This window comes from Luteibacter sp. SVR4-7G (assembly GCF_056755555.1).
The window spans coordinates 17,770-39,390 of record NZ_JBPGXO010000007.1 but is presented as its reverse complement, the minus strand read 5'-3'; the positions used below and the strand labels follow the sequence as shown (position 1 = coordinate 39,390).

General features: G+C 66.7%; 17 protein-coding genes. 10 read left to right on the top strand and 7 right to left on the bottom strand.

The window, feature by feature from the left end:
* Window positions 1–4: 4 nt before the first annotated feature.
* A complete protein-coding gene (locus ACR9ZH_RS04290; protein ID WP_481289516.1) occupies window positions 5–1,048 on the bottom strand; it encodes an aldose epimerase family protein in 1,044 nt (347 codons plus the stop codon).
* A 23-nt stretch (window positions 1,049–1,071) separates the two neighbouring features.
* Window positions 1,072–2,250, bottom strand: coding sequence for a XylR family transcriptional regulator (locus ACR9ZH_RS04285; RefSeq protein ID WP_481289515.1), 1,179 nt, complete (start codon window positions 2,248–2,250; stop codon window positions 1,072–1,074).
* 150 nt (window positions 2,251–2,400) lie between these two features.
* Between ACR9ZH_RS04285 and xylA the strand changes: the two genes are divergently transcribed.
* The 5 genes from xylA to ACR9ZH_RS04260 are packed head-to-tail and all read left to right on the top strand — an operon-like array spanning window position 2,401 to window position 9,020.
* Window positions 2,401–3,717: a xylose isomerase gene (gene xylA / locus ACR9ZH_RS04280; protein WP_481289514.1), complete on the top strand. Its 1,317-nt coding sequence runs from the start codon at window positions 2,401–2,403 to the stop codon at window positions 3,715–3,717.
* Window positions 3,718–3,729: 12 nt separating this feature from the next.
* Window positions 3,730–5,247, top strand: a complete 1,518-nt coding sequence (gene xylB, locus ACR9ZH_RS04275) for a xylulokinase (protein ID WP_481289513.1) — start codon at window positions 3,730–3,732, stop codon at window positions 5,245–5,247.
* Between the two features lie 16 nt (window positions 5,248–5,263).
* The gene (gene xylF / locus ACR9ZH_RS04270; protein ID WP_481289512.1) at window positions 5,264–6,277 is read left to right on the top strand and encodes a D-xylose ABC transporter substrate-binding protein; all 1,014 of its coding nucleotides are present in this window, start codon (window positions 5,264–5,266) and stop codon (window positions 6,275–6,277) included.
* Between the two features lie 10 nt (window positions 6,278–6,287).
* Window positions 6,288–7,835: a xylose ABC transporter ATP-binding protein gene (locus ACR9ZH_RS04265; protein WP_481289511.1), complete on the top strand. Its 1,548-nt coding sequence runs from the start codon at window positions 6,288–6,290 to the stop codon at window positions 7,833–7,835.
* A 39-nt stretch (window positions 7,836–7,874) separates the two neighbouring features.
* Window positions 7,875–9,020, top strand: coding sequence for a sugar ABC transporter permease (locus tag ACR9ZH_RS04260; protein WP_481289510.1), 1,146 nt, complete (start codon window positions 7,875–7,877; stop codon window positions 9,018–9,020).
* Between the two features lie 111 nt (window positions 9,021–9,131).
* On the opposite strand, the gene ACR9ZH_RS04255 is transcribed toward ACR9ZH_RS04260, so the two are convergent.
* The 3 genes from ACR9ZH_RS04255 to ACR9ZH_RS04245 form a co-directional block, all read right to left on the bottom strand.
* A complete protein-coding gene (locus tag ACR9ZH_RS04255) occupies window positions 9,132–9,644 on the bottom strand; it encodes a DUF4142 domain-containing protein (RefSeq protein ID WP_481289509.1) in 513 nt (170 codons plus the stop codon).
* 119 nt (window positions 9,645–9,763) lie between these two features.
* Window positions 9,764–10,981 carry a methionine adenosyltransferase gene (gene metK, locus ACR9ZH_RS04250; RefSeq protein ID WP_481289508.1) on the bottom strand — a complete coding sequence of 406 codons (1,218 nt, stop codon included), beginning with the start codon at window positions 10,979–10,981 and terminating at the stop codon, window positions 9,764–9,766.
* 268 nt (window positions 10,982–11,249) lie between these two features.
* Window positions 11,250–12,227, bottom strand: coding sequence for an aldo/keto reductase (locus ACR9ZH_RS04245; protein ID WP_481289507.1), 978 nt, complete (start codon window positions 12,225–12,227; stop codon window positions 11,250–11,252).
* Between the two features lie 477 nt (window positions 12,228–12,704).
* Between ACR9ZH_RS04245 and fusA the strand changes: the two genes are divergently transcribed.
* The 3 genes from fusA (at window position 12,705) to ACR9ZH_RS04230 (ending at window position 15,858) form a co-directional block, all read left to right on the top strand.
* A complete protein-coding gene (fusA, locus tag ACR9ZH_RS04240) occupies window positions 12,705–14,774 on the top strand; it encodes an elongation factor G (protein ID WP_481289506.1) in 2,070 nt (689 codons plus the stop codon).
* A gap of 218 nt (window positions 14,775–14,992) precedes the next feature.
* Window positions 14,993–15,526: a molybdenum cofactor guanylyltransferase gene (mobA, locus tag ACR9ZH_RS04235; protein ID WP_481289505.1), complete on the top strand. Its 534-nt coding sequence runs from the start codon at window positions 14,993–14,995 to the stop codon at window positions 15,524–15,526.
* Window positions 15,523–15,858 carry a hypothetical protein gene (locus ACR9ZH_RS04230; RefSeq protein ID WP_331546050.1) on the top strand — a complete coding sequence of 112 codons (336 nt, stop codon included), beginning with the start codon at window positions 15,523–15,525 and terminating at the stop codon, window positions 15,856–15,858. The genes mobA and ACR9ZH_RS04230 overlap by 4 nt, the downstream gene beginning before the upstream one ends.
* Before the next feature lie 13 nt (window positions 15,859–15,871).
* On the opposite strand, the gene fdhD is transcribed toward ACR9ZH_RS04230, so the two are convergent.
* Both fdhD and ACR9ZH_RS04220 read right to left on the bottom strand, forming a co-directional pair.
* On the bottom strand, window positions 15,872–16,726 hold the full coding sequence (gene fdhD, locus ACR9ZH_RS04225; RefSeq protein ID WP_481289504.1) for a formate dehydrogenase accessory sulfurtransferase FdhD: 855 nt from the start codon (window positions 16,724–16,726) through the stop codon (window positions 15,872–15,874).
* Window positions 16,716–19,031, bottom strand: coding sequence for an FdhF/YdeP family oxidoreductase (locus ACR9ZH_RS04220; protein WP_481289503.1), 2,316 nt, complete (start codon window positions 19,029–19,031; stop codon window positions 16,716–16,718). Before ACR9ZH_RS04220 ends, fdhD begins: the two co-directional genes overlap by 11 nt.
* A gap of 291 nt (window positions 19,032–19,322) precedes the next feature.
* Between ACR9ZH_RS04220 and ACR9ZH_RS04215 the strand changes: the two genes are divergently transcribed.
* Together ACR9ZH_RS04215 and ACR9ZH_RS04210 are read left to right on the top strand one after the other, a co-directional pair.
* Window positions 19,323–20,675, top strand: a complete 1,353-nt coding sequence (locus ACR9ZH_RS04215) for a carbohydrate porin (RefSeq protein ID WP_481289502.1) — start codon at window positions 19,323–19,325, stop codon at window positions 20,673–20,675.
* A gap of 12 nt (window positions 20,676–20,687) precedes the next feature.
* Window positions 20,688–21,596 (top strand): LysR substrate-binding domain-containing protein, encoded by a 909-nt coding sequence (locus tag ACR9ZH_RS04210; protein ID WP_481289501.1) that lies wholly within the window; start codon window positions 20,688–20,690, stop codon window positions 21,594–21,596.
* The last annotated feature ends 25 nt before the right edge of the window (window positions 21,597–21,621 follow it).

Here is a 21,621-nt window from a genome sequence, read left to right as displayed (position 1 = left end):
GCTCCTACACCGCGTCGATGCGGTAGCGGGTGTGCTGGCGCCAGACGTTGCCGGGGCGCAGGATCGCGGCTTCGGCGTCGGGTCCGTTCACCTGGTCCGGAAAGGCCTGGGTCTCCAGGGCGAAGCCGGCAAACGGGCCGTAGACGTCGGCATGGCGCCCGGGCTGCCCAGTGAGCTTCTGGCCGCTATAGAACTGCAGGCCCGGCCGGTCGGTTTCCACGCTCAGGCGGCGGCCGCTGGAGGGTTCGGAAACCACGGCCACCATGCGCGGCGCGCTGCCCGGGGCACCCCGCGGGACATAGCAGTGATCGAACCCGCCGACCAGCCGCAGCTGCGGGTCCGGCCAGTGCAGGCGCGAACCGATCGGCGCCGCTTCGCGGAAATCGAAGGCCGTCCCCGCCACCCGCTGCCGCCCCACCGGGATCGCCCCGGCGTCGATGGCGAGGAATTCGTCCGCCTCGATCCGGATCAGGTGGTCGCGGATGTCCGGCCGCCGGTCGTTGAGGTTGAAATACGGATGGGCGGTGAGGCTGAGGGGCGTCGGCGCATCCGAGGTGGCCGCATAGCGAAGGTCCAGCGTGCCGTCGTCCTCGAGGCGCAGGCGCAGTTGCACGGACACCTCGCCGGGGAAGCCGCCCTCGCCCTCGGGCGAGACGAGCCGCAGGACCAGCCCGTCGCCTTCCGTTTCCACGTCCCAGCGCTGCCGGTGGAAGCCGTCGTTCCCGCCATGCAGGTGATTGCCGCCATCGTTGCGATCCACCTTGTAATCGATGCCGTCGAGGCGGAACCGGCCACCGCGGATACGGTTGGCCCAGCGGCCCACGATGCCGCCCATGTAGGCGTTGGAGTCGAGGTATTGCCGTGCGTCGGCATGGCCGAGCAGCACCTCCCCCAAGCGGCCCTGGCGATCCGGCGTCTGCCACGAAAGGAGGGTGGCGCCGAGGTCGCTGATCTCGACCTGCGCGCCGCCGGCGTTGCGCAGCGTCCAGCGGTGCAGGGGGCGTCCGTCGGGAAGTTGGCCCCAGGCGGTGGCGTTGGATACGGGCATGGAGCGTTCCGGACGGGAGGCGATCAGGTCGCTCCCGTCGTCCGATGGAGGTCGAGGTACTGGCGTGGCGTGCAATCGTACTCGCGCCGGAACACCGCGTACATGTACTGCAGCGAGGTGAAGCCGCAACGCAGCGCGATGTCGGCCAGCGGCGTGTCCGTATTCGCGATCAGGTCGCAGGCGCTGTCGAGCTTGTGCTTCAGGATCACCTGGTGCACCGTCTGTTTCAGCTCGCGCTTGAAATGCTCTTCCAGCACGGTGCGCGACACACCCACGTAATCGGCCACCTGCTCGGTCTTGATGCCGAGGCAGCCATACTGGCGGATGTAGTGGCTCGCCCGCATCACGTGCGGGCTGCGCATCGGGTGATACCGGCTGGATACCTGCACGCTGATACCCACCGGCGGCACCAGCACGCGCGTGCCCGAACAATCCACGCCGCGAAGCATCTGGTGGAGCAGGTGCGCCGCCGTGCGGCCCATTTCCTCCGCACCCTGGATCACCGAGGTGAGGGGAATGCGGGTGAGCAGCTGGGCCATCGGGTCGTTGTCGATGCCGACGATGGCGATCTGCTCGGGCACGGGGATGTCGCCGATCACGCAGGCCTGGAGCACCTGGCGCGCACGCGCATCGGTGGTCGCGATGATGCCGACGGGCTTGGGCAGCGCGGTCAGCCAGGCGACGAGTTCCTCCACCGCTTCACCCCAGCCGCCGGCCGTGGTGGGCGACCCCTCGTATACCGTGGCTTCCACCGCTTCTTCTTCCACGATGGCGCGGAAGGCATGTTCGCGCTCCTGCGCCCAGCGGCTGCCCGGATGGGGCGGGAGGCCATAGAAGGCGAAGCGGCTCAAACCCTGTTCGATGAGGTGGTCGTAGGCGAGGCGGACGAGGCGCGCATTGTCGGTGGCGATGTACGGCACGCCGGCCGGGTACGCGGAAGGATCGTGGTACGAGCCGCCCACCGCGACGACGGGAATGTGCAAATCGCACAAGGCCTCGGGCGCTTCCGGATCGTCGAAGTCGGCGATGACGCCATCGCCCTTGAACTGGCGGATGTCGCGCATGCGGCTACGGAAATCCTCTTCCATGAAGAGGTCCCATTCCACGCGCGTGCTGTTCAGGTAGTGGCCAATCCCGGCGATGACCTGGCGGTCGTACACCTTGTTGGCATTGAAGAGCAGGGCGATGCGGTGAGGGTTCATGGCCGCATGAAACTAGCAGGGTTGGCCGCGTTCGACCATGACGCAGCGCGGCATCGAAAAAGACCTCGCACCCGCTGGAAATCGCAATTGCGCAGGGCAGGGCCCGGTGGTCACGATCGTCCGAATCCGTCCGTTCGTCAAGGAACAGGTATGTCGTACTTTTCCGCTATCCCGAAGATCCGCTACGAAGGCCCCGGCAGCGACAACCCGCTCGCCTTCCATCATTACGATCCCGACAAGCTCGTGCTCGGCAAGCGCATGGCCGATCACCTCCGCCTGGCGACCTGCTACTGGCACACCTTCGTCTGGCCGGGCTCCGACGTGTTCGGCCTGGGCACCTTCGCGCGCCCCTGGCAGCAGCCGGGCGATCCGATGGCCAGGGCGCGCGAGAAGACCGACGCGGCGTTCGATTTCTTTTCGCGGCTGGGCACGCCCTTCTACACCTTCCATGACACCGACGTGGCGCCGGAAGGCGATGGCCTCGCGGACTACAAGTCGAATTTCGCCGCCATGGTGGACGTGCTGGAGAAGAAGCAGGCCGAGACCGGCATGAAACTGCTGTGGGGCACCGCCAACCTGTTCAGCCATCCGCGTTACGCCGCCGGTGCCGCGACCAATCCGCAGCCGGAAGTCTTTGCCTATGCCGCGACCCAGGTGCGCCACGCCATGGAGGCCACGCATCGCCTCGGCGGGGCGAATTACGTGCTCTGGGGCGGTCGCGAGGGCTACGACACCCTGCTCAACACCGACCTGAAGCGCGAGCGCAGCCAGCTCGGCCGGTTCTTCCAGATGGTGATCGAGCACAAGCACAAGATCGGCTTCACGGGCACGATCCTCATCGAGCCGAAGCCGCAGGAGCCGACCAAGCACCAGTACGACTACGACGCGGCCACCGTCTACGGCTTCCTGAAGGAGTTCGGCCTGGAGAACGAGGTGAAGACGAACCTCGAGGCCAACCACGCCACGCTCGCGGGACATTCCTTCCACCACGAGGTGGCGACCTCGATCTCGCTGGGTTTGTTCGGCTCGATCGACGCGAACCGCGGCGACCCGCAGAACGGCTGGGATACCGACCAGTTTCCCAACAGCGTGGAAGAACTGACCCTGATCGTCTATGAAATCCTGAAAGCGGGTGGCTTCACCACGGGCGGCTTCAACTTCGACACCAAGGTGCGCCGCCAGAGCAGCGCGGCCGAAGATCTCTTCCACGGCCACATCGGCGCGATCGACGCACTGGCGCTCAGCCTGGAGCGGGCGGCGAAGATGATCGAGCGCGACGCGCTGGCCGAGGCCAAGGCCAGGCGTTATGCCGGATGGGACGGCGATTTCGGCAGCAGGATTTTGCAAGGCGGCTACACCCTGGCCTCGCTTGCCGACGATGCGGTGGCGCACGATTTCCGTCCCAAGCACGTTTCGGGTGGACAGGAGTTGCTCGAGAACATCGTCAACCGCTATATCTACGGGTGAATGAGATACGACATGGAAGCATCGGCGCGCCTGTACCTGGGCATCGATCTGGGCACATCCTCGGTGAAAGCGGTCCTCATGGACGAGGCGGGGGCCGTGCGCGCCAACGCCAGCAGCCCGCTGGACGCCTTCCACCCAAGGCCGCGCTGGTCTGAGCAGGACCCGGCGGCCTGGTGGGGTGCGGCGGAGGCTGCCGTAGAGAAAATCCTCAAGGACATCGACCCTCGCCGCATCGTGGCGATCGGCCTCTCCGGGCAGATGCACGGGGCGACATTGCTCGACGCATCCGACAACGTCCTGCGTCCCGCCATCCTGTGGAACGACGGCCGTGCGGATGTGGAATGCGCCGAGCTCGAGCGGATTCCCGGCTTTCGCGCGATCACGGGCAACCTGGCCATGCCCGGCTTCACCGCGCCGAAGCTCGCCTGGGTGCGCAGGCACGAGCGCGAGGTCTTCGATCGCGTTGCCAAGGTGCTGCTGCCGAAGGATTACCTGCGCCTGCGGCTCACCGGCGAATACATGACTGACGCCTCGGATGCCGCGGGCACGTTGTGGCTGGACGTGAAGAGCCGCCAGTGGAGCGACGCGATGCTCGCCGCGACGGGGCTCGACCGCTCGCACATGCCGCAGGTGCTCGAAGGCGTCCAGCCGGCCGGGCGCCTGCGCCGCGAACTGGCCGAGCGCTGGGGGATGGATTGCGTGCCCGTGGCGGCCGGCGGTGGCGACAACGCAGCGGGCGCCGTCGGCGTCGGGATCGTGCGCCACGGGCAGGCGATGCTTTCCCTGGGAACGTCGGGCGTGTACTTCGCCGTTTCGGACGGCTTCCTCGCCAGCCCGGAGCAGGCCGTGCATGCCTTCTGCCATGCGTTGCCGGATACGTGGCACCTGATGTCGGTGATGCTGAATGCGGCCAGCTGCCTCGATTTCACCGCGCGGCTGACGGGGCTTCCCAGCGTCGCCGCCTTGCTTGCCGAAGCCGAGGAGCGCGGGCTCGGCATGCATGGTGCGCTGTTCCTCCCATACCTCACCGGCGAACGCACGCCGCACAACAATCCGCATGCCCGCGGATCGTTCACGCAGCTGGGCCCCGACACCGACCGCGCCGACCTCGCCAATGCGACGCTGGAAGGCGTCGGCCTGGGCCTGCTGGACGGCTTGCTCGCGGTGGAATCGACAGGGCTCGCGGCCGACGAGATCACCGTCATCGGTGGCGGTTCGCGCAGTGCCTACTGGACGCAGATGCTCGCCGACATCCTCGGCAAGCGGCTGGTGTTGCGCAGCGGCGGCGAGGTGGGTCCTGCGCTTGGTGCGGCGCGGCTCGCGAGGCTGGCCGTCGAGCCGGACACCCCGCTCGAGGTGGCCTGTCCGATGCCGGCCGTCACCGCTGCGTTCGAGCCCGATGCAGCGCGTCATGCTTATTTCCTGCAAACGCGCCACCCTTTGTTCCGCCGCTCGTACGAGCAACTCAAGCCCCTGTACGTCGACGCCGCAGGCGACGACTTCCGCCCTTCCCTGAGGGCGATGCCATGACCGGATGGAGAAGCCCATGAAACAGCAATCCCTGCACACCCTCCTGGCCCTCTCGATGGCTGCCGCCGGCGTCTTCGCGACGCCATCGGCGCACGCGAGCAAGGAGAAGCCGGTGATCGGTTTCTCCATCGACGACCTTCGCGTCGAACGCTGGACGCGCGATCGCGATTACTTCAAGGCCGCGGCCGAGGCCAAGGGCGCCACCGTGTCCGTGCAGTCCGCCGACGCCAACGAGCAGAAGCAGATCCAGCAGATCGAGAACCTGATCTCGCGCAAGGTCGACGTCATCGTCATCGTGCCGTTCAATGCGAAGACGCTCACCACGGTGGTGGCCGAGGCGAAGAAGGCGGGCATCAAGGTGGTCTCGTACGACCGCCTGATCCTCAACGCCGACGTCGATGCCTACATCTCCTTCGACAACGACAAGGTCGGGCAGATGCAGGCGCAGGGCGTCGTGAACGCGGCGCCCAAGGGCAACTACTTCCTCCTCGGCGGCGCGCCCACCGACAACAATGCGAAGATCCTCCGCGAAGGCCAGATGAAGGTCCTGAAGCCGCTGGTCGACAAGGGCGACATCAAGATCGTCGGGCAGCAGTGGACCAACGAATGGCTCGCTTCGAACGCGCAGTCGATCATCGAGAACGCGCTCACCGCGAACAAGAACAACATCCAGGGCATCGTCGCCTCCAACGACGGCACGGCCGGCGGCGCCATCGCCGCATTGAACGGCCAGAAGCTGGCCGGCAAGGTCGCGGTATCGGGCCAGGACGCCGACCTTGCCGCCATCAAGCGGATCAAGGCGGGCACGCAGACTATGACGGTGTACAAGCCGATCAAGACGATCGCCACCGACGCCGCCAACCTTGCCGTGGAGCTGGCGAAGGGCGGCACGCCGAAATTCACCTCGAAGATGAACAACGGCAAGAAGGACGTGGACACCATCCTGCTCGAGCCCACGGCGCTGACGAAGCAGAACGTCGATCTCGTGGTGAAGGACGGCTTCTATACGCAAGCCCAGGTAGGCCCCTGATCCCGTCGTCATGAGCGAATACCTGTTCGAGATGCGCCGCATCGTCAAGGAGTTCTCCGGCGTGCGCGCGCTGAATGGCATCGACCTGGCCGTGCGGCCGGGCGAATGCGTGGGCCTCTGCGGCGAGAACGGCGCGGGCAAGTCCACTCTCATGAAGGTGCTGTCGGGGGTCTATCCCTATGGCACCTGGGAGGGCGAGATCCTCTTCGACGGCAAACCGCTCAAGGCGTATTCGGTGCGCGACAGCGAGGACGCCGGCATCGTCATCATCCACCAGGAGCTGATGCTGGTGCCGCAGCTCTCCGTCGCCGAGAACATCTTCCTCGGCAACGAGATCCGCCGCTTCGGCGGCCTGATGGATTACGACGCAATGTACGCGAAGGCGGAAGCGCTGCTGGCCCGCCTGAAGCTGAAGGACGTGAACGTGGCCGCGCCGGTGATGAACTACGGTGGCGGTTACCAGCAGCTGTTCGAGATCGCCAAGGCGCTGGCCAAGAACGCACGCCTGCTGATCCTCGACGAGCCGTCCTCGTCGCTGACCTCGTCCGAGACGGACACCCTGCTCTCCATCATCGAGGACCTGAAACGCGACGGCGTGGCCTGCGTCTATATCTCGCACAAGCTGGAAGAGGTGGCGCGGGTATGCGACACGGTCACCGTGATCCGTGACGGCAAGCACATCCTCACGAAGCCGATGGCGGAGATGAGCACGCATTCGATCATCACGGCCATGGTGGGCCGCGACATCGAGAACCTGTTCCCGAAGGTGGAGCACGACATCGGCGAGGTGGTGTTCGAGGCACGCCACGTCACCTGCTGGGACGTGGCCAACCCGAACCGCAAGCGGGTGGACGACATCTCCTTCCAGGTGCGCCGCGGCGAGATCCTCGGGATCGCCGGGCTTGTCGGCGCCGGCCGCACCGAACTGGTGTCGGCCATCTTCGGTGCCTACCCGGGACGCTACGAAGCCGAACTGCTGCTGGAAGGCAAGCCGATCAAGGTGCGCACCCCGGAGCAGGCGATCAAGGCGGGGCTGTCGCTCGTGCCCGAGGACCGCAAGCGCCAGGGCATCGTGCCCATGCTGGGCGTCGGCGACAACATCACGCTGGCCACGCTGTCGCATTACGCGCATGCGGGCCAGATCGACCGTCAGGCCGAGCTGCAGACCGTCGACGCCGAAATCAAGCGCCTGCGCGTGAAGACGTCCAGCCCGGAGCTGCCGATCATGGGGCTGTCCGGCGGCAACCAGCAGAAAGCGGTGCTGACCAAGATGCTGCTGCCCAACCCGAAGCTGCTCATCCTCGATGAGCCCACGCGCGGCGTCGACGTCGGTTCCAAGTACGACATCTACAAGCTGATGTTCGAACTGGCGGCCAAGGGCGTGGCCATCATCATGGTTTCCTCGGAGATGCCCGAGGTACTCGGCGTCAGCGACCGCGTGCTCGTGGTGGGCGAGGGAAAGCTGCGGGGCGACTTCCCCAGCCTCGGCCTCACCCAGGAGCAGGTGCTCGCCGCCGCCATATCGCATGCGGCGGAGGGGCCCGCACACGCGGCCTGATCCGAAGCCCCGTTCACAGCGTTACCAGGAAAGCCGTCCATGCAGGCACAGAAAGTCCAGCAACTGTTCGTCCGCTACAAGATCCTCGCCCTGCTCATCGCGGTCGCGATCATCTGGGTGTTCTTCCATGTGAAGACCGACTCGACCTTCATCACGCCCGGGAATCTTTCCAACCTGTTCCGGCAGATGGCGATCACCGGCATGCTCGCCTGCGGGATGGTGTTCGTCATCATCGCCGGCGAGATCGATCTTTCGATCGGTTCGCTGCTTGGCCTGCTCGGCGGTGTGGTGGCGATCCTCACCGTGAACGAAGGATGGGGAACCTGGACCGCGATCGGTGCGGTGCTCGTCCTCGGCCTGCTGCTCGGCGCCTTCAACGGCTTCATCGTCACGAAGATGCGCGTGCCCTCGTTCATCGTCGGTCTCGGCGGCATGCTCGCCTTCCGCGGCATCGTGCTGAACATCACCGGCAGTTCGACCATCGCCCCCGTGCCCGACGACCTCATCGCACTGGGTCAGGGCTTTGTGCCGCAGGCGCTGTCGCGCTGGATCGGCGCCGTCATCTTCCTGGTGATGGTCGGACTCACCGTGCGCCGGCGCGTGCGCCGCTCCAGGCTGGGACTCCAGCAGGCGGCGGTATGGATCGACGTGGCGCGACTGGTAGCCATCGGCGCGTTCATCGCGGGCTTCATCCGCATGCTCAACGACGCGAATGGCATTCCCATCCCCGTGATGATCCTGCTCGGCCTGCTTGCGGCGTTCACTTACGTGTCGACGCAGACCGTATTCGGCCGGCACATCTACGCGGTCGGCGGCAACATGGAAGCCACCCGCCTGTCCGGCGTGAACGTGGCGCGGGTGAAGCTGGTGGTTTTCGCGCTTATGGGCCTGATGTGCGCCTTCGCGGGCATCATCACGGTGGCGCGCACGGGTTCCGGTTCGCCCTCGGCGGGCACGGGCGGCGAACTCGATGCCATCTCGGCGTGCTTCATCGGCGGAACTTCCATGCGCGGCGGCTCCGGCACGGTCTATGGTGCGCTCATCGGCGCCCTGGTGATGGCCAGCCTCGACAGCGGCATGCAGCTGATGGACGTGGACAATTCCTGGCAGATGATCATCAAGGGCGTGATCCTGGTGCTGGCCGTCTGGGTGGACGTCCTCTCAGGCTCCAACCGCAACGCATAAGTAATGTAGGAGCGCGCTTGCGGGCGACGTCTTTTGAGGCCGCGAGCCGCAGGGCCTGCTGCTCTCCGCGAAAAGATGTCGCGCGCAAGGCGCGCTCCTACAACGCGCTGCTCACGGCAGCGCCTTCGCCAGCTCCAGGTGGTGCTTCAAGGTCGGCAGGGTCCTTTTCGCAAACGCCTTCAATTGCGGGCTTGAGCCCTTCTCGATCTCGGTCTCGAAGATCGCCACCGCCTTTTCATGGTCGGCCACCATCATCTTCGCGTAGGCCTTGTCGAATTCGGCGCCCTGCATGCGCGACATCGCATCGATGATCTTCTCGCTGTCCGGCATCGGCGAGTGCACCAGCGCATAACCCTTGTCGCCCGATTTCAATCCCTCGAGTTCCTCATTGGCGCGGGTGTGGTCGTCCACCATCATCTGCGCGAATTTCTTCACCTTGGCCGACGACGACTGCTTCAGCGCGAGTTGGCTTGCCTCGACTTCCGCCAGCCCGGACGCGCCGGCGTTCTTGAAGAAGCCGGCATCCGTGGCGGTACCGCCCTGGCTGTCCTTTTCCTGGGCCTGCGCGGCGAGGCCCAGCGTGGCGGCGAGGAAGGCGATGGCGAGGACGGGGCGGCGGTTCATGGCGGACTCTCCGGGGTGGGGAACCCTAGGTGTCGCACCGGGCCGATGAAGTGCTCGTGACAGGCCTAAAAAAAACGGGCACCCGAAGGTGCCCGTCCGATAGCGCAGGCGAGACCGCCTTACTTGCGCGCGACCTTCGCACCGAGGCCCGCGGCATCGCGCAGGATCTCGGCCTTGTCGGTCTTCTCCCAGGAGAACGCCGTGAACGTGTTGCCGTTCTTGTCGGTGATCTCGTAGGGCTTGCGGCCGAAGTGACCGTTCGAGGCGGTCGGCTGGTACATCGGGTGCACCAGGTCGAGCATCTTGATGATGCCGTACGGGCGCAGGTCGAAGTGCTTGCGGATCAGCTTCTCGATCTTCTCGTCGGAGATCTTGCCGGTGCCGAAGGTGGTCACCGAGATCGAGGTGGGCTCGGCCACGCCGATGGCGTAGCTGACCTGGATCTCGCAACGGTCGGCGAGGCCGGCGGCCACGATGTTCTTCGCCACGTAGCGCGCGGCGTAGGCGGCCGAACGGTCGACCTTCGACGGATCCTTGCCGGAGAACGCGCCGCCACCGTGGCGGGCCCAGCCGCCGTAGGTGTCGACGATGATCTTGCGGCCGGTGAGGCCGCAGTCGCCCACCGGACCGCCGATGACGAACTTGCCGGTCGGGTTGATGTGGAACTTGGTGCCCTTGTGCAGCAGCTTCGCCGGCAGCACGGGCTTCAGGATCAGCTCGCGCACGCCTTCGATGAGGTCCTTCTGCTTCACGTCCGGATCGTGCTGGGTCGAGAGCACGACCGCGTCGATGGCGACGGCTTCGCCGTTCTCGTAGCGCAGGGTGACCTGGCTCTTGGCGTCCGGGCGCAGCCACGGCAGCGGCGAGTTCTTCTTCTTGCGAACCTTGGTCTGCTGCTCCACGAGACGGTGGGCGTAGTGGATCGCCGCCGGCATGTACTCGCTGGTTTCGTTGGTGGCGTAGCCGAACATCAGGCCCTGGTCGCCCGCGCCCTGTTCTTCCGGCTTCTTGCGGTCCACGCCCTGGTTGATGTCCGGGCTCTGCTTGCCGATGAGGTTAAGCACGCCGCAGGTCTCGCCATCGAAGCCGACCTCGGAGGAGTCGTAGCCGATGTCCAGGATGACCTTGCGGGTCAGTGCCTCGAGGTCGATCCAGGCGCTGGTGGTGATCTCGCCCGCGACGATGGCCACGCCGGTCTTCACCAGCGTTTCGCAGGCCACGCGTGCCCGCGGATCCTGCGCCAGGATGGCATCGAGGACCGCATCCGAGATCTGGTCGGCGATCTTGTCCGGATGGCCTTCGGAGACCGACTCGGAGGTGAAGAGGTAGTTGCTCATCGGGGCGATATATCCTTCTTTACGGATAAAGAGATAAAAGGGGCGCGCCATGATACACGCCCCCGGTCCGTTTTGCAGCGGGAAGGGTAGCGCCAGGGGGTGACGATTGCATGGATATTCAGGCGCCAGGCCCGGAAGTTGTAGGAGCGCGCCCCGCGCGCGACATCTTTTGGGGCCATGCCGTTGGGCTGGCGCGTGAGGCTGGGGACTGGGGCGAAAGGATGTCGCGCGCAGGCGCGCTCCTACAGGGCGGGAGCGGTACGGAGGCTCAGAATCCTGCGATGGGGTGGGGCCCGTAGGCCTCCTCCAGGAGCGCCGTCTCTTCGGCGCTGAGGACGAGGTCGATCGCCGCCACGGCATCGTCGAGATGGTGCGGCTTGGTCGCCCCGACGATCGGCGCGGTAACCCCCTGGCGGTGCGCCACCCAGGAAAGCGCGACCTGCGCACGCGGCACGCCCCGCCCGTCCGCGACCCTCTTCACCGCTGCGACGATCGCCTTGTCCGACTCCACGGTGGCGTTGTACAGCGTGCTGCCGAACACATCGCTTTCCTGTCGCGCGCTGCGCTCGTCCCAGTCGCGGGTGAGGCGGCCGCGGGCCAGCGGACTCCACGGCAGCACGGCGATGCGCTGGTCGATGCAGAAGGGGATCATCTCGCGCTCTTCCTCGCGCTGGAGCAGGTTGTAGTGATCCTGCATGCTCACGAATTCCGTCCATCCGTGCAGGCGCGAGGTGTACACCATCTTCGCGAACTGCCACGCGTACATGGACGACGCGCCGAGGTAGCGTGCCTTGCCCGCCTTGACGACGTCATGCAGCGCTTCCATCGTCTCCTCCACCGGCGTGTGGCGGTCGAAGCGATGGATCTGCAGCAGGTCGATGTAGTCGGTACCGAGACGGCGGAGGCTGTCGTCCACGGAATGAAAGATCGCTTTGCGCGAAAGGCCGCCGCCGTTCGGGCCTTCGCGCCAGGGATAGAAGGTTTTCGTGGCGATCACCACTTCGTCGCGCCTCGCAAAATCCTGCAGTGCGCGGCCCAGGATTTCCTCCGACGTTCCGTCGGAGTAGAAATTTGCGGTGTCGAAGAAATTGATGCCCAGGTCCAGCGCCTTGCGGATGAACGGACGACTTTCTTCCTCGTCCAGTGTCCACTCATGCGTGCCGCGCCCGGGCACGCCGTACGTCATGCAGCCCAGCACGAGGGGAGAAATATCGAGGCCGGTGCGGCCGAGTTTCACGTAGCGCATGGTCGGAACTCCGTCGGGAGGTGGGTGCCTGCCGTAATGGCGTAGACGTTACATATACCAGCCAAGGCTATCTTCAAGGGGCTCGCACCTGCCCCTACTACCTGGTGGCCGGTGCGGCCCTGTATCGGGATGCGTTGTGGGAGCCGGCTATGCCGGCGATCCCGCGGCAGCGGGCCAGCTTGCCGCGAGCACCCATCGCCGTTGAAGCGGCTCCCACACCCCATGGTCAGTCGCTTCTACAACGCCTCTTGAAACCGGCGGGGGCGCCCTCAAATAGCCGCGATCAACGAAAGAGAGACAGCCATGTTCCGCTGCAAGCACGATTTGATGCACATGCCAACGATCGCCCCACGGGCGCGTCGCGGGTGCGCGTGCGCCGTGCATGGAGCTACGTTGTCGTAAGACGGCGTTCCGGCCTCGAAGAACCTGAAAGCACCCGCAAGGGTGCTTTTTTTTTTGCCTCCAGGAACCCTAGCCATGAGCACTACCCGAGAAACCCGTATCCCCGTCGGCCGCTGGCGCAACCTCGGCATCATCGCGCACGTCGATGCAGGCAAGACCACACTTACCGAGCGCCTCCTTTACAAGACCGGCACGATCCACCGTACGGGCGAGGTGCACGATGGCGCGACCACCACCGATCACATGGAACTGGAGCGCGAGCGTGGCATCACGATCGGCGCCGCGGCCGTGCGCGCGAACTGGACGCCCGAAGGCGGCCAGCCGCATCGCCTGACCCTCATCGACACGCCGGGGCACATCGACTTCGCGATCGAGGTCGAGCGTTCGCTGCGCGTGCTCGACGGCGCGGTGACGGTGTTCTCCGGGGTTGCCGGCGTGCAGCCGCAATCGGAAACCGTGTGGCACCAAGCACGCCGCCATGGCGTGCCGCTCATGGCGTTCGTCAACAAGATGGACCGGCCCGGCGCCGACTTCGACGCCGTGGTGGCGCAGATGCGCGACAAGCTCGGTGCGAATCCGTGGGTGGTCGCGCGTCCGCTCGTCGAGGACGAGCACATGACCGGCCTCGTGGACCTCGTCGCCGAGCGCATCTGGCGTTTCGACGACGCGGGCAATCCGAGCACGCATGCCTGGGACGACGGCGAGCGCCTGGCCTATCGCGATGCACGCGCCGAACTCGTCGCGGCCGTCGCGGACCGCGACGAGGCGCTGGCCGAACTGTGGCTCGCCGACCAGCCCATCGACGCCGCCGCGCTCGCCGCGGCGCTACGGCGGGGCACGCTCGCGGGCGCGGGTTCGCCGGTACTGCCGGGCTCGGCGTTCCGCAACGTCGGCATCGAGCCCTTGCTGGATGCGCTGGTGGCGTACCTGCCATCGCCGCTCGACCGTCCCGCGGTCGTCGCACACACCGACGACGGCGACATCACGATCGCGCCCGATGCGGAAGCGCCGCTGGCCGCGCTCGTCTTCAAGGTTGTGAACCAGGCGCATGGACCGCTGGCCTTCGTGCGGCTTTACGCGGGTCGCCTGCATGTCGGTGATGCCGTATGGCGCAGCGGTACCGATCGCGTGCAGCGCATCGGCCGCCTCGCCGTGGTGCGCGCGGAAGACACCGAAGCCGTGGAATCCGCGGAGGCGGGCGACATCGTCGCCATCGCGGGCTGGAAGGACGTCGCCACCGGCGAGACCTTGTCGGACGCGCACCGGCATGCGCGGCTGGAGACGATCCAGGCGCAGCCTGCCGTGCTGTCGTGGCGCCTGTCTCCCGAGCGCTCGGCCGATCTGCTCAAGCTGGGCAATGGGCTGGCGCGCCTGGCGCAGGAGGATCCGTCCTTCCGTGTCGGCACCGACCCGGACACCGGCGAAACCCTGGTCTGGGGCATGGGCGAACTCCATCTCGAGGTGATGGTGGAGCGCCTGCGCCGCGAATGGGGCGTGCAGGTGCGCACCGGGTCGCCGCGGGTGGCCTATCAGGAGACGCCGGCCGCCGCATCGGGCGCGGTCGAAGGCAAGCTCGCCAAGCAGACGGGCGGCAGCGGCCAGTTCGCGCGCGTCGTGCTGTCGATCACGCCGAACGGTGGCGCGTCCAACGCGTTCGAAGACCGCACCACTGGCGGCGTGATTCCGAAGCAGTTCCAGGCCGCCGTGGAGAAGGGTGTCGCTTCGGCATTGCTGGAAGGACCGCGCGGGTATCCGGTGGTCGGTGCGTCGGTAGCCGTGCTGGATGGACAGGCGCATGCCGTGGATTCGAACGAGATGGCCTTCCACCGCGCTGCGCAGATCGCCGTGAAATCGGCGCTGGAAGCGACGGGCACGGTGCTCCTGGAGCCGGTGATGCGCGTCTCCGTAAGCGCGCCGGGTGCGGCGGTCGGCGACGTGCTGGGCGACCTGCAACGCCGCGGCGGGCAGATCGTGAACCTGGTCGACCGGATGGAGCGCACGGAGATCGAAGCCGATGTTCCGCTGGCCCAGCTGGACGGTTACAGCACGGCGTTGCGCTCGTTGAGCCAGGGACGAGCCTCCGCGACGGTAGCTTTCCACGCCTACCGCCCGGTGACACAGGAACCGTCCCGCCGTTCGGCGTGAAGAGGAGGGAGGGGCCCAAAGGCCCCTCCCATGTAGGAGCGCGCACCGCGCGCGACATGTGTTGAGGCCGTGCGCCGGAGCTGGCGCGCCAGGTTCGGGACCGGGGCGAAAGGCTGTCGCGCGCGGTGCGCGCTCCTACACGGGACGCGCGGGGCGCGCTACGCTTTACGCATGATTCCCTATCCGAATGCGTGGCCCCTCGATCCGGCGGATGCCACATGATCGTGGGCCTCGTACTTGCCGGCGGCCGTTCTTCGCGCATGGGCGAAGACAAGGCGATGCTGCGTATCGACGGTCGCAGCCTGCTGGAAAGAACCATGCAGGCGCTGCGGGATGCCGGTGCGGAGCGAGTGGCGATCAGCGGCACCCGCGCGGGCGGCATACCGGACCGCTGGCCGGGGACGGGGCCCGTCGGCGGCATCGCGAGCGCGATGCATGCATTGCCCGATGGCGAATGGCTCGTCGTACCGGTGGACATGCCGCGGCTTGGCAGCGCGGTCCTCGCGCCGCTGCTCGGCGAGCGCAGCCTTGCCGCGACGCACTGGCAGGACCATCCCTTGCCCATGCGCCTGAGCATGCACGCCGCCGCGCGCGAAGCCCTGGATGAACTCATGACCCGGCCCGGGCGCGGCTGTTCGATCGCCGCGCTGCAGGCACGACTCGGTGCGACGGCATTGCCGCTAGACGGTCTGGACACACGGCTGCTGGTCAACTGCAATACCCCCGATGAATGGCGCGAGGCGAACGCATGAGAGTGCAACTGGAGGAGGACACGATCCGCGTGCGGATCGACGAGGACGAACTGAGCGAACTGCTCCAGGACATCGCGTTGCTCGGATCCACCGCGTTCGGCAGGGCCTTCACCATGCGTTATGCGATCGACGCCACCGACAACGGCTGCACCCTGTCGGGCACGGCGCACGAATGGCGGATGGAGGTGCCGCGCGAGGCATTGCGCGACCTGCAGTCGCGCCTGCCGAGCAAGGACGGCCTGGTCTTCGACATCCCGGGCTACGACACGGTGGCGACGACGGTGCGCTTCGACGTCGACGTGAAAGACAGCCTGCGCCGCCGCAGGGGTTAGGACCCCGGGGCTTTCAGGCGATGCGCTCGGGGCGGCTGTAGATGTTGAAGCGGCCGGGCCGCGCGAAGCCGAGCAGCGTCAGCCCGCAATCTTCCGCCAGGTGCACCGCGAGCGCGGTGGGCGCGGAAATCGCCACGACGATCGTCATGCCCGCGACGGCGGCCTTGGTGACCATTTCGTAGCTGGCGCGGCTGGTGATCACCAGGAAGCCGTCGCGCGGATCGGCGTTCGCGGCGAGCATCGCGCCGATGAGCTTGTCGAGCGCGTTATGCCTGCCCACGTCTTCCCGCACGTCGACGATCGTGCCGTCGACCGAGGCCCAGCCAGCGGCGTGGACCGATCCGGTGAAGGCATTGACCGGCTGGCGCGTGCGCAGCGATTCCAGCGCGCGTTCGATGGCATCGGCGCCGACGACGGGGCCGGCGGCAACCGGGGGAGGGTGGTGCACCACGTCCTCGAGTTCCCGGCTGCCACAGATGCCGCAGCCGCTGCGGCCCGGCAGTTCGCGCCTTGGGTGGGAGCCGGCTTCCCCCGCGATGTTGGCGGACCCGGGCGAGCCCTTTTCGCCGCTGAAGCGGCTTCCAACAGTGCGTACGTCGACGATGATCCCTTCGAGCACTTCGCGTATTTCAATGTCCGCGATGTCGAGCACCGTCCCGACCTTACCCTCGGTCAGTGCGAAGCCGCGCGCAAAATCCTCGAGGTCGTCCGGCGACGTCATCATCACCGCGAACGGCTCGCCGTCGAAGTGCATCGCGACCGGCACTTCCTCGGCCAGCCGGTCGTCGTCCTCGTTGCGCCGGCCCCGCTCGAAGCGGATCACGGGGCGCGTGGCGCAGCCGGCGGGGAGGCGTCTCTCAGGTGGCATGCGCCGCCTTTGCCAGGGCCGCCGCCTCGATGCGCACGGGCACGGATTTGTACGCTGGCGTGCCGGAGCGGCGGTCGTGGCTCTCCAGTGCGATGAGCGCGTTACCCTCCGGGTAGTACATCGCGACCGAACCTTCGGCAATGTCATATGCCAGGGCGACGAAGTTGCGCACGGCGCGCTCCTTGCCGTCGGCCGCGTTCACGCCGGTGGCGAATACGTCGATGCGGTCGCCGTGCGCGAGCCCCCGCGCGGCGAGGTCGTTCGGGTGCATGAAGACCACGTCGCGGCGGCCGCTCACGCCGCGATAGCGGTCGTTGAGGCTGTAGATCGTGGTGTTGTACTGGTCGTGCGCACGCACCGTGGTGAGCATCAGGCCGTCCGCGTCCGCCGGCGGATCTTCGTCGAGGCCCTGGGCGAGGAGGAAATGCGCACGCTTGTCCGGCGTGGCCCAGTCGCGCTCGCTCGCCGCCACGCGCAGGCGGAAGCCGCCGGGCACGCTCACGCGGCGGTTGAAGTCGCGGAAGATCGGGAAGACCTTCTCGATGTCGTCGCGGATGAGGTTGTAGTCGCCGACGAGACGGCCCCAGTCCACGCGTGTGTGCGGCAGGGTCGCCTTGGCGATGCCGGCGACGATCCATGGTTCGGAACGCAGGTGCTCGGAGGCCGGCGTGAGGGTGCCGGCGGAGGCGTGCACCATCGACATCGAATCCTCGACCGTGACGGCCTGCGGGCCGGTGGCCTGCTCGTCCAGTTCGGTGCGGCCGAGGCAGGGGAGGATGATCGACTCCTTCGCCAGGATCAGGTGCGAGCGGTTGAGCTTCGTGGCGATGTGCACGGCGAGGTCCAGCTTGCGCATCGCCTCGAAGGTTTCTTCGGTATCGGGCATCGCGACGGCGAGGTTGCCGCCCAGCGCCACCAGTGCCTTGGAACGGCCCTCGCGGATGGCGATCACCGCGGCGACGGCGTCGTGGCCATGCTCGACCGGCGGCTCGAAGCCATAGGTCCGGCGAATGCCCTCGTTGAGCTCCTCGTTCGGCTTTTCCGTGATGCCCACTGTGCGGTCGCCCTGCACGTTGCTGTGTCCGCGCAGCGGGCAGATGCCCGCGCCTTGGCGGCCGATGTTGCCGCGCAAGAGCAGGAGGTTGGCGATCTGCTGGACGTTTTCCGTGCCGTGCGCGTGCTGGGTGATGCCCATGCCGTAGCAGACGATCACGTTCTTCGCCTTGGCGTAGATGTCGGCCGCGTCTTCGATCTGGGCGCGGGTAAGGCCGGAATGACGCTCGATGGCGTTCCATGAGGTTCGGGCGAGATCCTCGGCGAGCGCCTCGAAGCCGGTCGTGTTGGCGGCGATGAAATCGCGGTCGAGCACGCCCGGCATGCCCGCGGCGATGGCGCGTTCGTCTGCCGTGAGCAGCGCCTTCATCATGCCCTTGAGCACGGCCACGTCGCCGCCGATCTTCAGCTTGTAGTAGGTGGAGGCGATGCGCACCGACTTGCCGGTAAGCATTTCCACCGCATGCTGCGGCGAGGTGAAACGCTCCAGGCCGCGCTCGGGGAGGGGGTTTAGCACGACGATCGGCACCCCGCGCAGCGACGCCGCGCGCAGCGTGGACAGCATGCGCGGGTGGTTCGTGCCCGGGTTGTGGCCGATGCAGAAGATCGCGTCGCAATGCTCGAAATCGTCCAGTACCACCGTGCCCTTGCCCGAGCCGACCGACTGCGGCAGCCCCACGCTGGTGGCCTCGTGGCACATGTTCGAACAGTCGGGAAAGTTGTTCGTGCCGTACTCGCGGACGAACAGCTGGTAGAGGAAGGCAGCCTCGTTGGACGCGCGGCCAGAGGTGTAGAACTCGGCCATGTTCGGATCGGGCAGGGCGCGCAACGCCGTGCCGATGCGCTGGAATGCCTCGTCCCACGCGATCGGCTTATAGGTATCGCTGGCGCGGTCGTAAGCCATCGGATGGGTGAGGCGGCCGAGGCCCTCGAGGGCGTAGTCGGTCAGGTTCCACAGGTCCGCGACCTTGTTGCTGGCGAAGAACTCAGGCCGCACGCGCTTCGCGGTCGCCTCCCAGGAGACGGCCTTCGCGCCGTTCTCGCAGAATTCGAAGGATGAGGTTTCTTTCGGGTCGGGCCACGCGCAGCCGGGGCAATCGAAGCCCGTCGGCTGGTTGACCTTGTGCAGCGCCATGGATTCGCGCGCTATCGCCATCTGCCCGCTGATGGCTTTCGCTACGGCACCGAGGGCGCCCCAGCCACCCGCCGGGCTTTCGTAGGGCTCGTAGCCCGGGACGGATTTCTCACTCATGGGTCTGCTCACCGATTGGGATCCCGCGTCCCGGAATTCTACGCGCGCCAGGCCCGCCGGACTTGGCTGTAGGAAGCGCGGCCGGGGCTGACGCGTTGCGGCAAGCACGGCCCATATCCGCGACATAATGCGACCTGCCGGTTTTGTGCAATGCACAATGCTCATGACGTAATGCAAGTCATGCATGCGATGCATAGCTGATAGTGGCATGATCGCGTTGTTCCCGCCGCCCACGGCGACGAGCATCGCCCCGCTCCGTCGGCGTTTCGGCGGGTTCGGGGGTATTCCGCCATGACGTTCCAACGCTTCGCCATCACCGTGTTCGCCACCCTGTTCGCGTCCGCAGCTCTCGCACAGAGCACCCCGGATGCGCAGCAGCCACGCCAGACCGCGCCTGCCGCCACGAAAGACGACAAGGGGCCTGTCGACCGGCTCCGCGACGAAGGCGTGTCGCTGCGTTTCGTCTGGGCGAACGACTGGGCGGGCAGTGTCCGCGGCGGCGAGCGGCTCGGCGCGACCAATGGCGGCGGCGCGGTAGGCGGCGCCGACCTCGACATGGCCAAGCTCGCCGGCATCGAAGGCGGCAAGATGCACATCACGTTCGCGCGCTATTACGGCCACAGCGTGGCGGCGGACGATATCGGCGTGGTCCAGAAGATCCAGGGCTACTGGTATCCGAAGCGCCAGTGGGAACTGGCCCAGCTGACCTGGGAACAGCAGTTTTCCAGCAGCCACATCAACGTGCTCGCGGGCCGGATGAATGCGACCTGGCAGTTCGCCCGTTCCACTTACGGCTGCCGCTTCGTCAGCGCACCGGACTGCCCGTACCAGCTCACCAACACCTCCGGCGGCTTCACCGGCTTTCCCTATGTGAACTGGGGGGCGCGCGTGAAGTACCAGCCGGACGAGCGCTACGTGTCCATCGGCGCGTTCGAGATCAATCCGGACCGCCGCAACAACAACGGCCTCGACTGGGGTATCGGCAAGGCCACGGGCGTGCTCATCCCGGTCGAAGTCGGGTACGGAACGACCTTCGCCAACGACCCTTATCCGAAGCACCTGATGATCGGCGGCTGGTACAACTCGGCCCCGTTCACCGATCCCGAACTCAACACGAAGGGCCTGCATCGCGGCCTCGTCGGCGGCGCCGCCCGCAATTACCAGGGCGGCCGTTACGGTCTCTACCTGCTCGCCGACAAGGTCGTGTGGAAGCCGGACCCGACCCGCAACACACGCAACCTCGCGCTGTTCGGTTCGATCACCGGACCGATGGACAACGCCGAGAACTACACGCTGCAGTCGACCTTCGGCCTGCTCTGGACCGGTCTGTCCGCGGCGCGTCCCACCGATTCGCTGGGCTTCCAGGCCACGCTGTTCCGCTTCAGCCGCAAGGCGGTGGGCTTCGAGGACGACCTGATCCACAAGAACAGCGGCACGAACGATCACTTCGCCCGCAACGAGTGGATGACCGAGCTCAACTACAGCTACAAGCTCTTCCCGGTGGTGAGCCTGGTGCCGAACCTGCAGTACATCGTGCATCCGGACATCCTCGGCAACACCGCCGGCGTCAAGCGCGTGCCGGCCAACGCCATCGTGATCGGCCTGCGCGTGATGGTGAACATGGGCGGACCGGGCAGCCAGTGACATAATCGCGCCGTGGACCTGAAACACCTGCAGAGCTTCATCCGCATCGTCGAGTTCGGCAGCCTTACCCGGGCCGCCGCAACCCTCGACGTGTCGCAGTCGTTGTTGAGCCGCCAGGTGCGCCAGCTCGAAATGGAACTGGGCACCCACCTGCTGGAGCGCAACGGCCGTGGCGTGGTCGCCACCGAGGCCGGCCGCGAACTGGTCGAACATGGCCGCGGCATCCTGCGCCAGGTGGAAGTGGCGCGCATGCAGCTGGGCCAGGCACGCGGCGTCGTCGCCGGCAAGCTCGCCATCGGCCTTCCGCCCAGCGTGGGCGGCCTGCTCACCGTCGACCTCGTCATGCGTTTCCGCGAACGCTATCCGGCCGCGCAGATCAGCGTGGTGGAAGCGCTGAGTGCGAGCCTGCTCGAATGGCTGCAGCTTGGCCGCCTGGACTGCGCGTTGCTGTACAACCCCGCGGTGAACGCGAACATGCGTTTCCGCCACGTGCATTCCGAGCAGCTTTACCTCATCGGCAGCATGAAGGATGGCCGCGACCTGCCGGCCAGCGTGCCCCTGGCAACCCTTGGCCAGTATCCGCTGATCATTCCCTCGCCGCTGCATTCGGTGCGGCAACTCATCGAGGCGGATGCCGCGCGCTACGGCGTGTCGCTCGATATCCGGCTGGAAATCGATTCGGTCCGTTCGCTGCTGGATCTGGTCGAACGCGGCGTGGGCTATGGCGTGCTTTCGCGAAACGCGGTGCTGGCACGACGCGGGCCGCACCAGCTGCGCGCGGTGCCGATCGTGATGCCGAACATCGTCACGCGCCTGGTGGTCGCCACGCCTACCCAGCGGCCGATGAGTCCGATCACGGAAAAGGCACTGGCCCTGGTGGACGAACTGATCGCGGAAGGCAAGCTCGATCCGCGGGAGTGAGCTGGAGCCAGAGGTGGAGTCGCTA

What these genes read in the sequence shown, in the direction of transcription:
- ACR9ZH_RS04265 (WP_481289511.1), top strand. Translation starts at nt 6,288, where the DNA reads ATGAGCGAATACCTGTTCGAGATGCGCCGCATCGTCAAGGAGTTCTCC.
- ACR9ZH_RS04220 (WP_481289503.1), bottom strand. Translation starts at nt 19,031, where the DNA reads ATGAGTGAGAAATCCGTCCCGGGCTACGAGCCCTACGAAAGCCCGGCG.
- ACR9ZH_RS04230 (WP_331546050.1), top strand. Translation starts at nt 15,523, where the DNA reads ATGAGAGTGCAACTGGAGGAGGACACGATCCGCGTGCGGATCGACGAG.
- fusA (WP_481289506.1), top strand. Translation starts at nt 12,705, where the DNA reads ATGAGCACTACCCGAGAAACCCGTATCCCCGTCGGCCGCTGGCGCAAC.
- xylA (WP_481289514.1), top strand. Translation starts at nt 2,401, where the DNA reads ATGTCGTACTTTTCCGCTATCCCGAAGATCCGCTACGAAGGCCCCGGC.
- fdhD (WP_481289504.1), bottom strand. Translation starts at nt 16,726, where the DNA reads ATGCCACCTGAGAGACGCCTCCCCGCCGGCTGCGCCACGCGCCCCGTG.
- ACR9ZH_RS04260 (WP_481289510.1), top strand. Translation starts at nt 7,875, where the DNA reads ATGCAGGCACAGAAAGTCCAGCAACTGTTCGTCCGCTACAAGATCCTC.
- ACR9ZH_RS04215 (WP_481289502.1), top strand. Translation starts at nt 19,323, where the DNA reads ATGACGTTCCAACGCTTCGCCATCACCGTGTTCGCCACCCTGTTCGCG.
- ACR9ZH_RS04255 (WP_481289509.1), bottom strand. Translation starts at nt 9,644, where the DNA reads ATGAACCGCCGCCCCGTCCTCGCCATCGCCTTCCTCGCCGCCACGCTG.
- xylF (WP_481289512.1), top strand. Translation starts at nt 5,264, where the DNA reads ATGAAACAGCAATCCCTGCACACCCTCCTGGCCCTCTCGATGGCTGCC.
- ACR9ZH_RS04285 (WP_481289515.1), bottom strand. Translation starts at nt 2,250, where the DNA reads ATGAACCCTCACCGCATCGCCCTGCTCTTCAATGCCAACAAGGTGTAC.
- ACR9ZH_RS04245 (WP_481289507.1), bottom strand. Translation starts at nt 12,227, where the DNA reads ATGCGCTACGTGAAACTCGGCCGCACCGGCCTCGATATTTCTCCCCTC.
- metK (WP_481289508.1), bottom strand. Translation starts at nt 10,981, where the DNA reads ATGAGCAACTACCTCTTCACCTCCGAGTCGGTCTCCGAAGGCCATCCG.
- xylB (WP_481289513.1), top strand. Translation starts at nt 3,730, where the DNA reads ATGGAAGCATCGGCGCGCCTGTACCTGGGCATCGATCTGGGCACATCC.
- ACR9ZH_RS04290 (WP_481289516.1), bottom strand. Translation starts at nt 1,048, where the DNA reads ATGCCCGTATCCAACGCCACCGCCTGGGGCCAACTTCCCGACGGACGC.
- mobA (WP_481289505.1), top strand. Translation starts at nt 14,993, where the DNA reads ATGATCGTGGGCCTCGTACTTGCCGGCGGCCGTTCTTCGCGCATGGGC.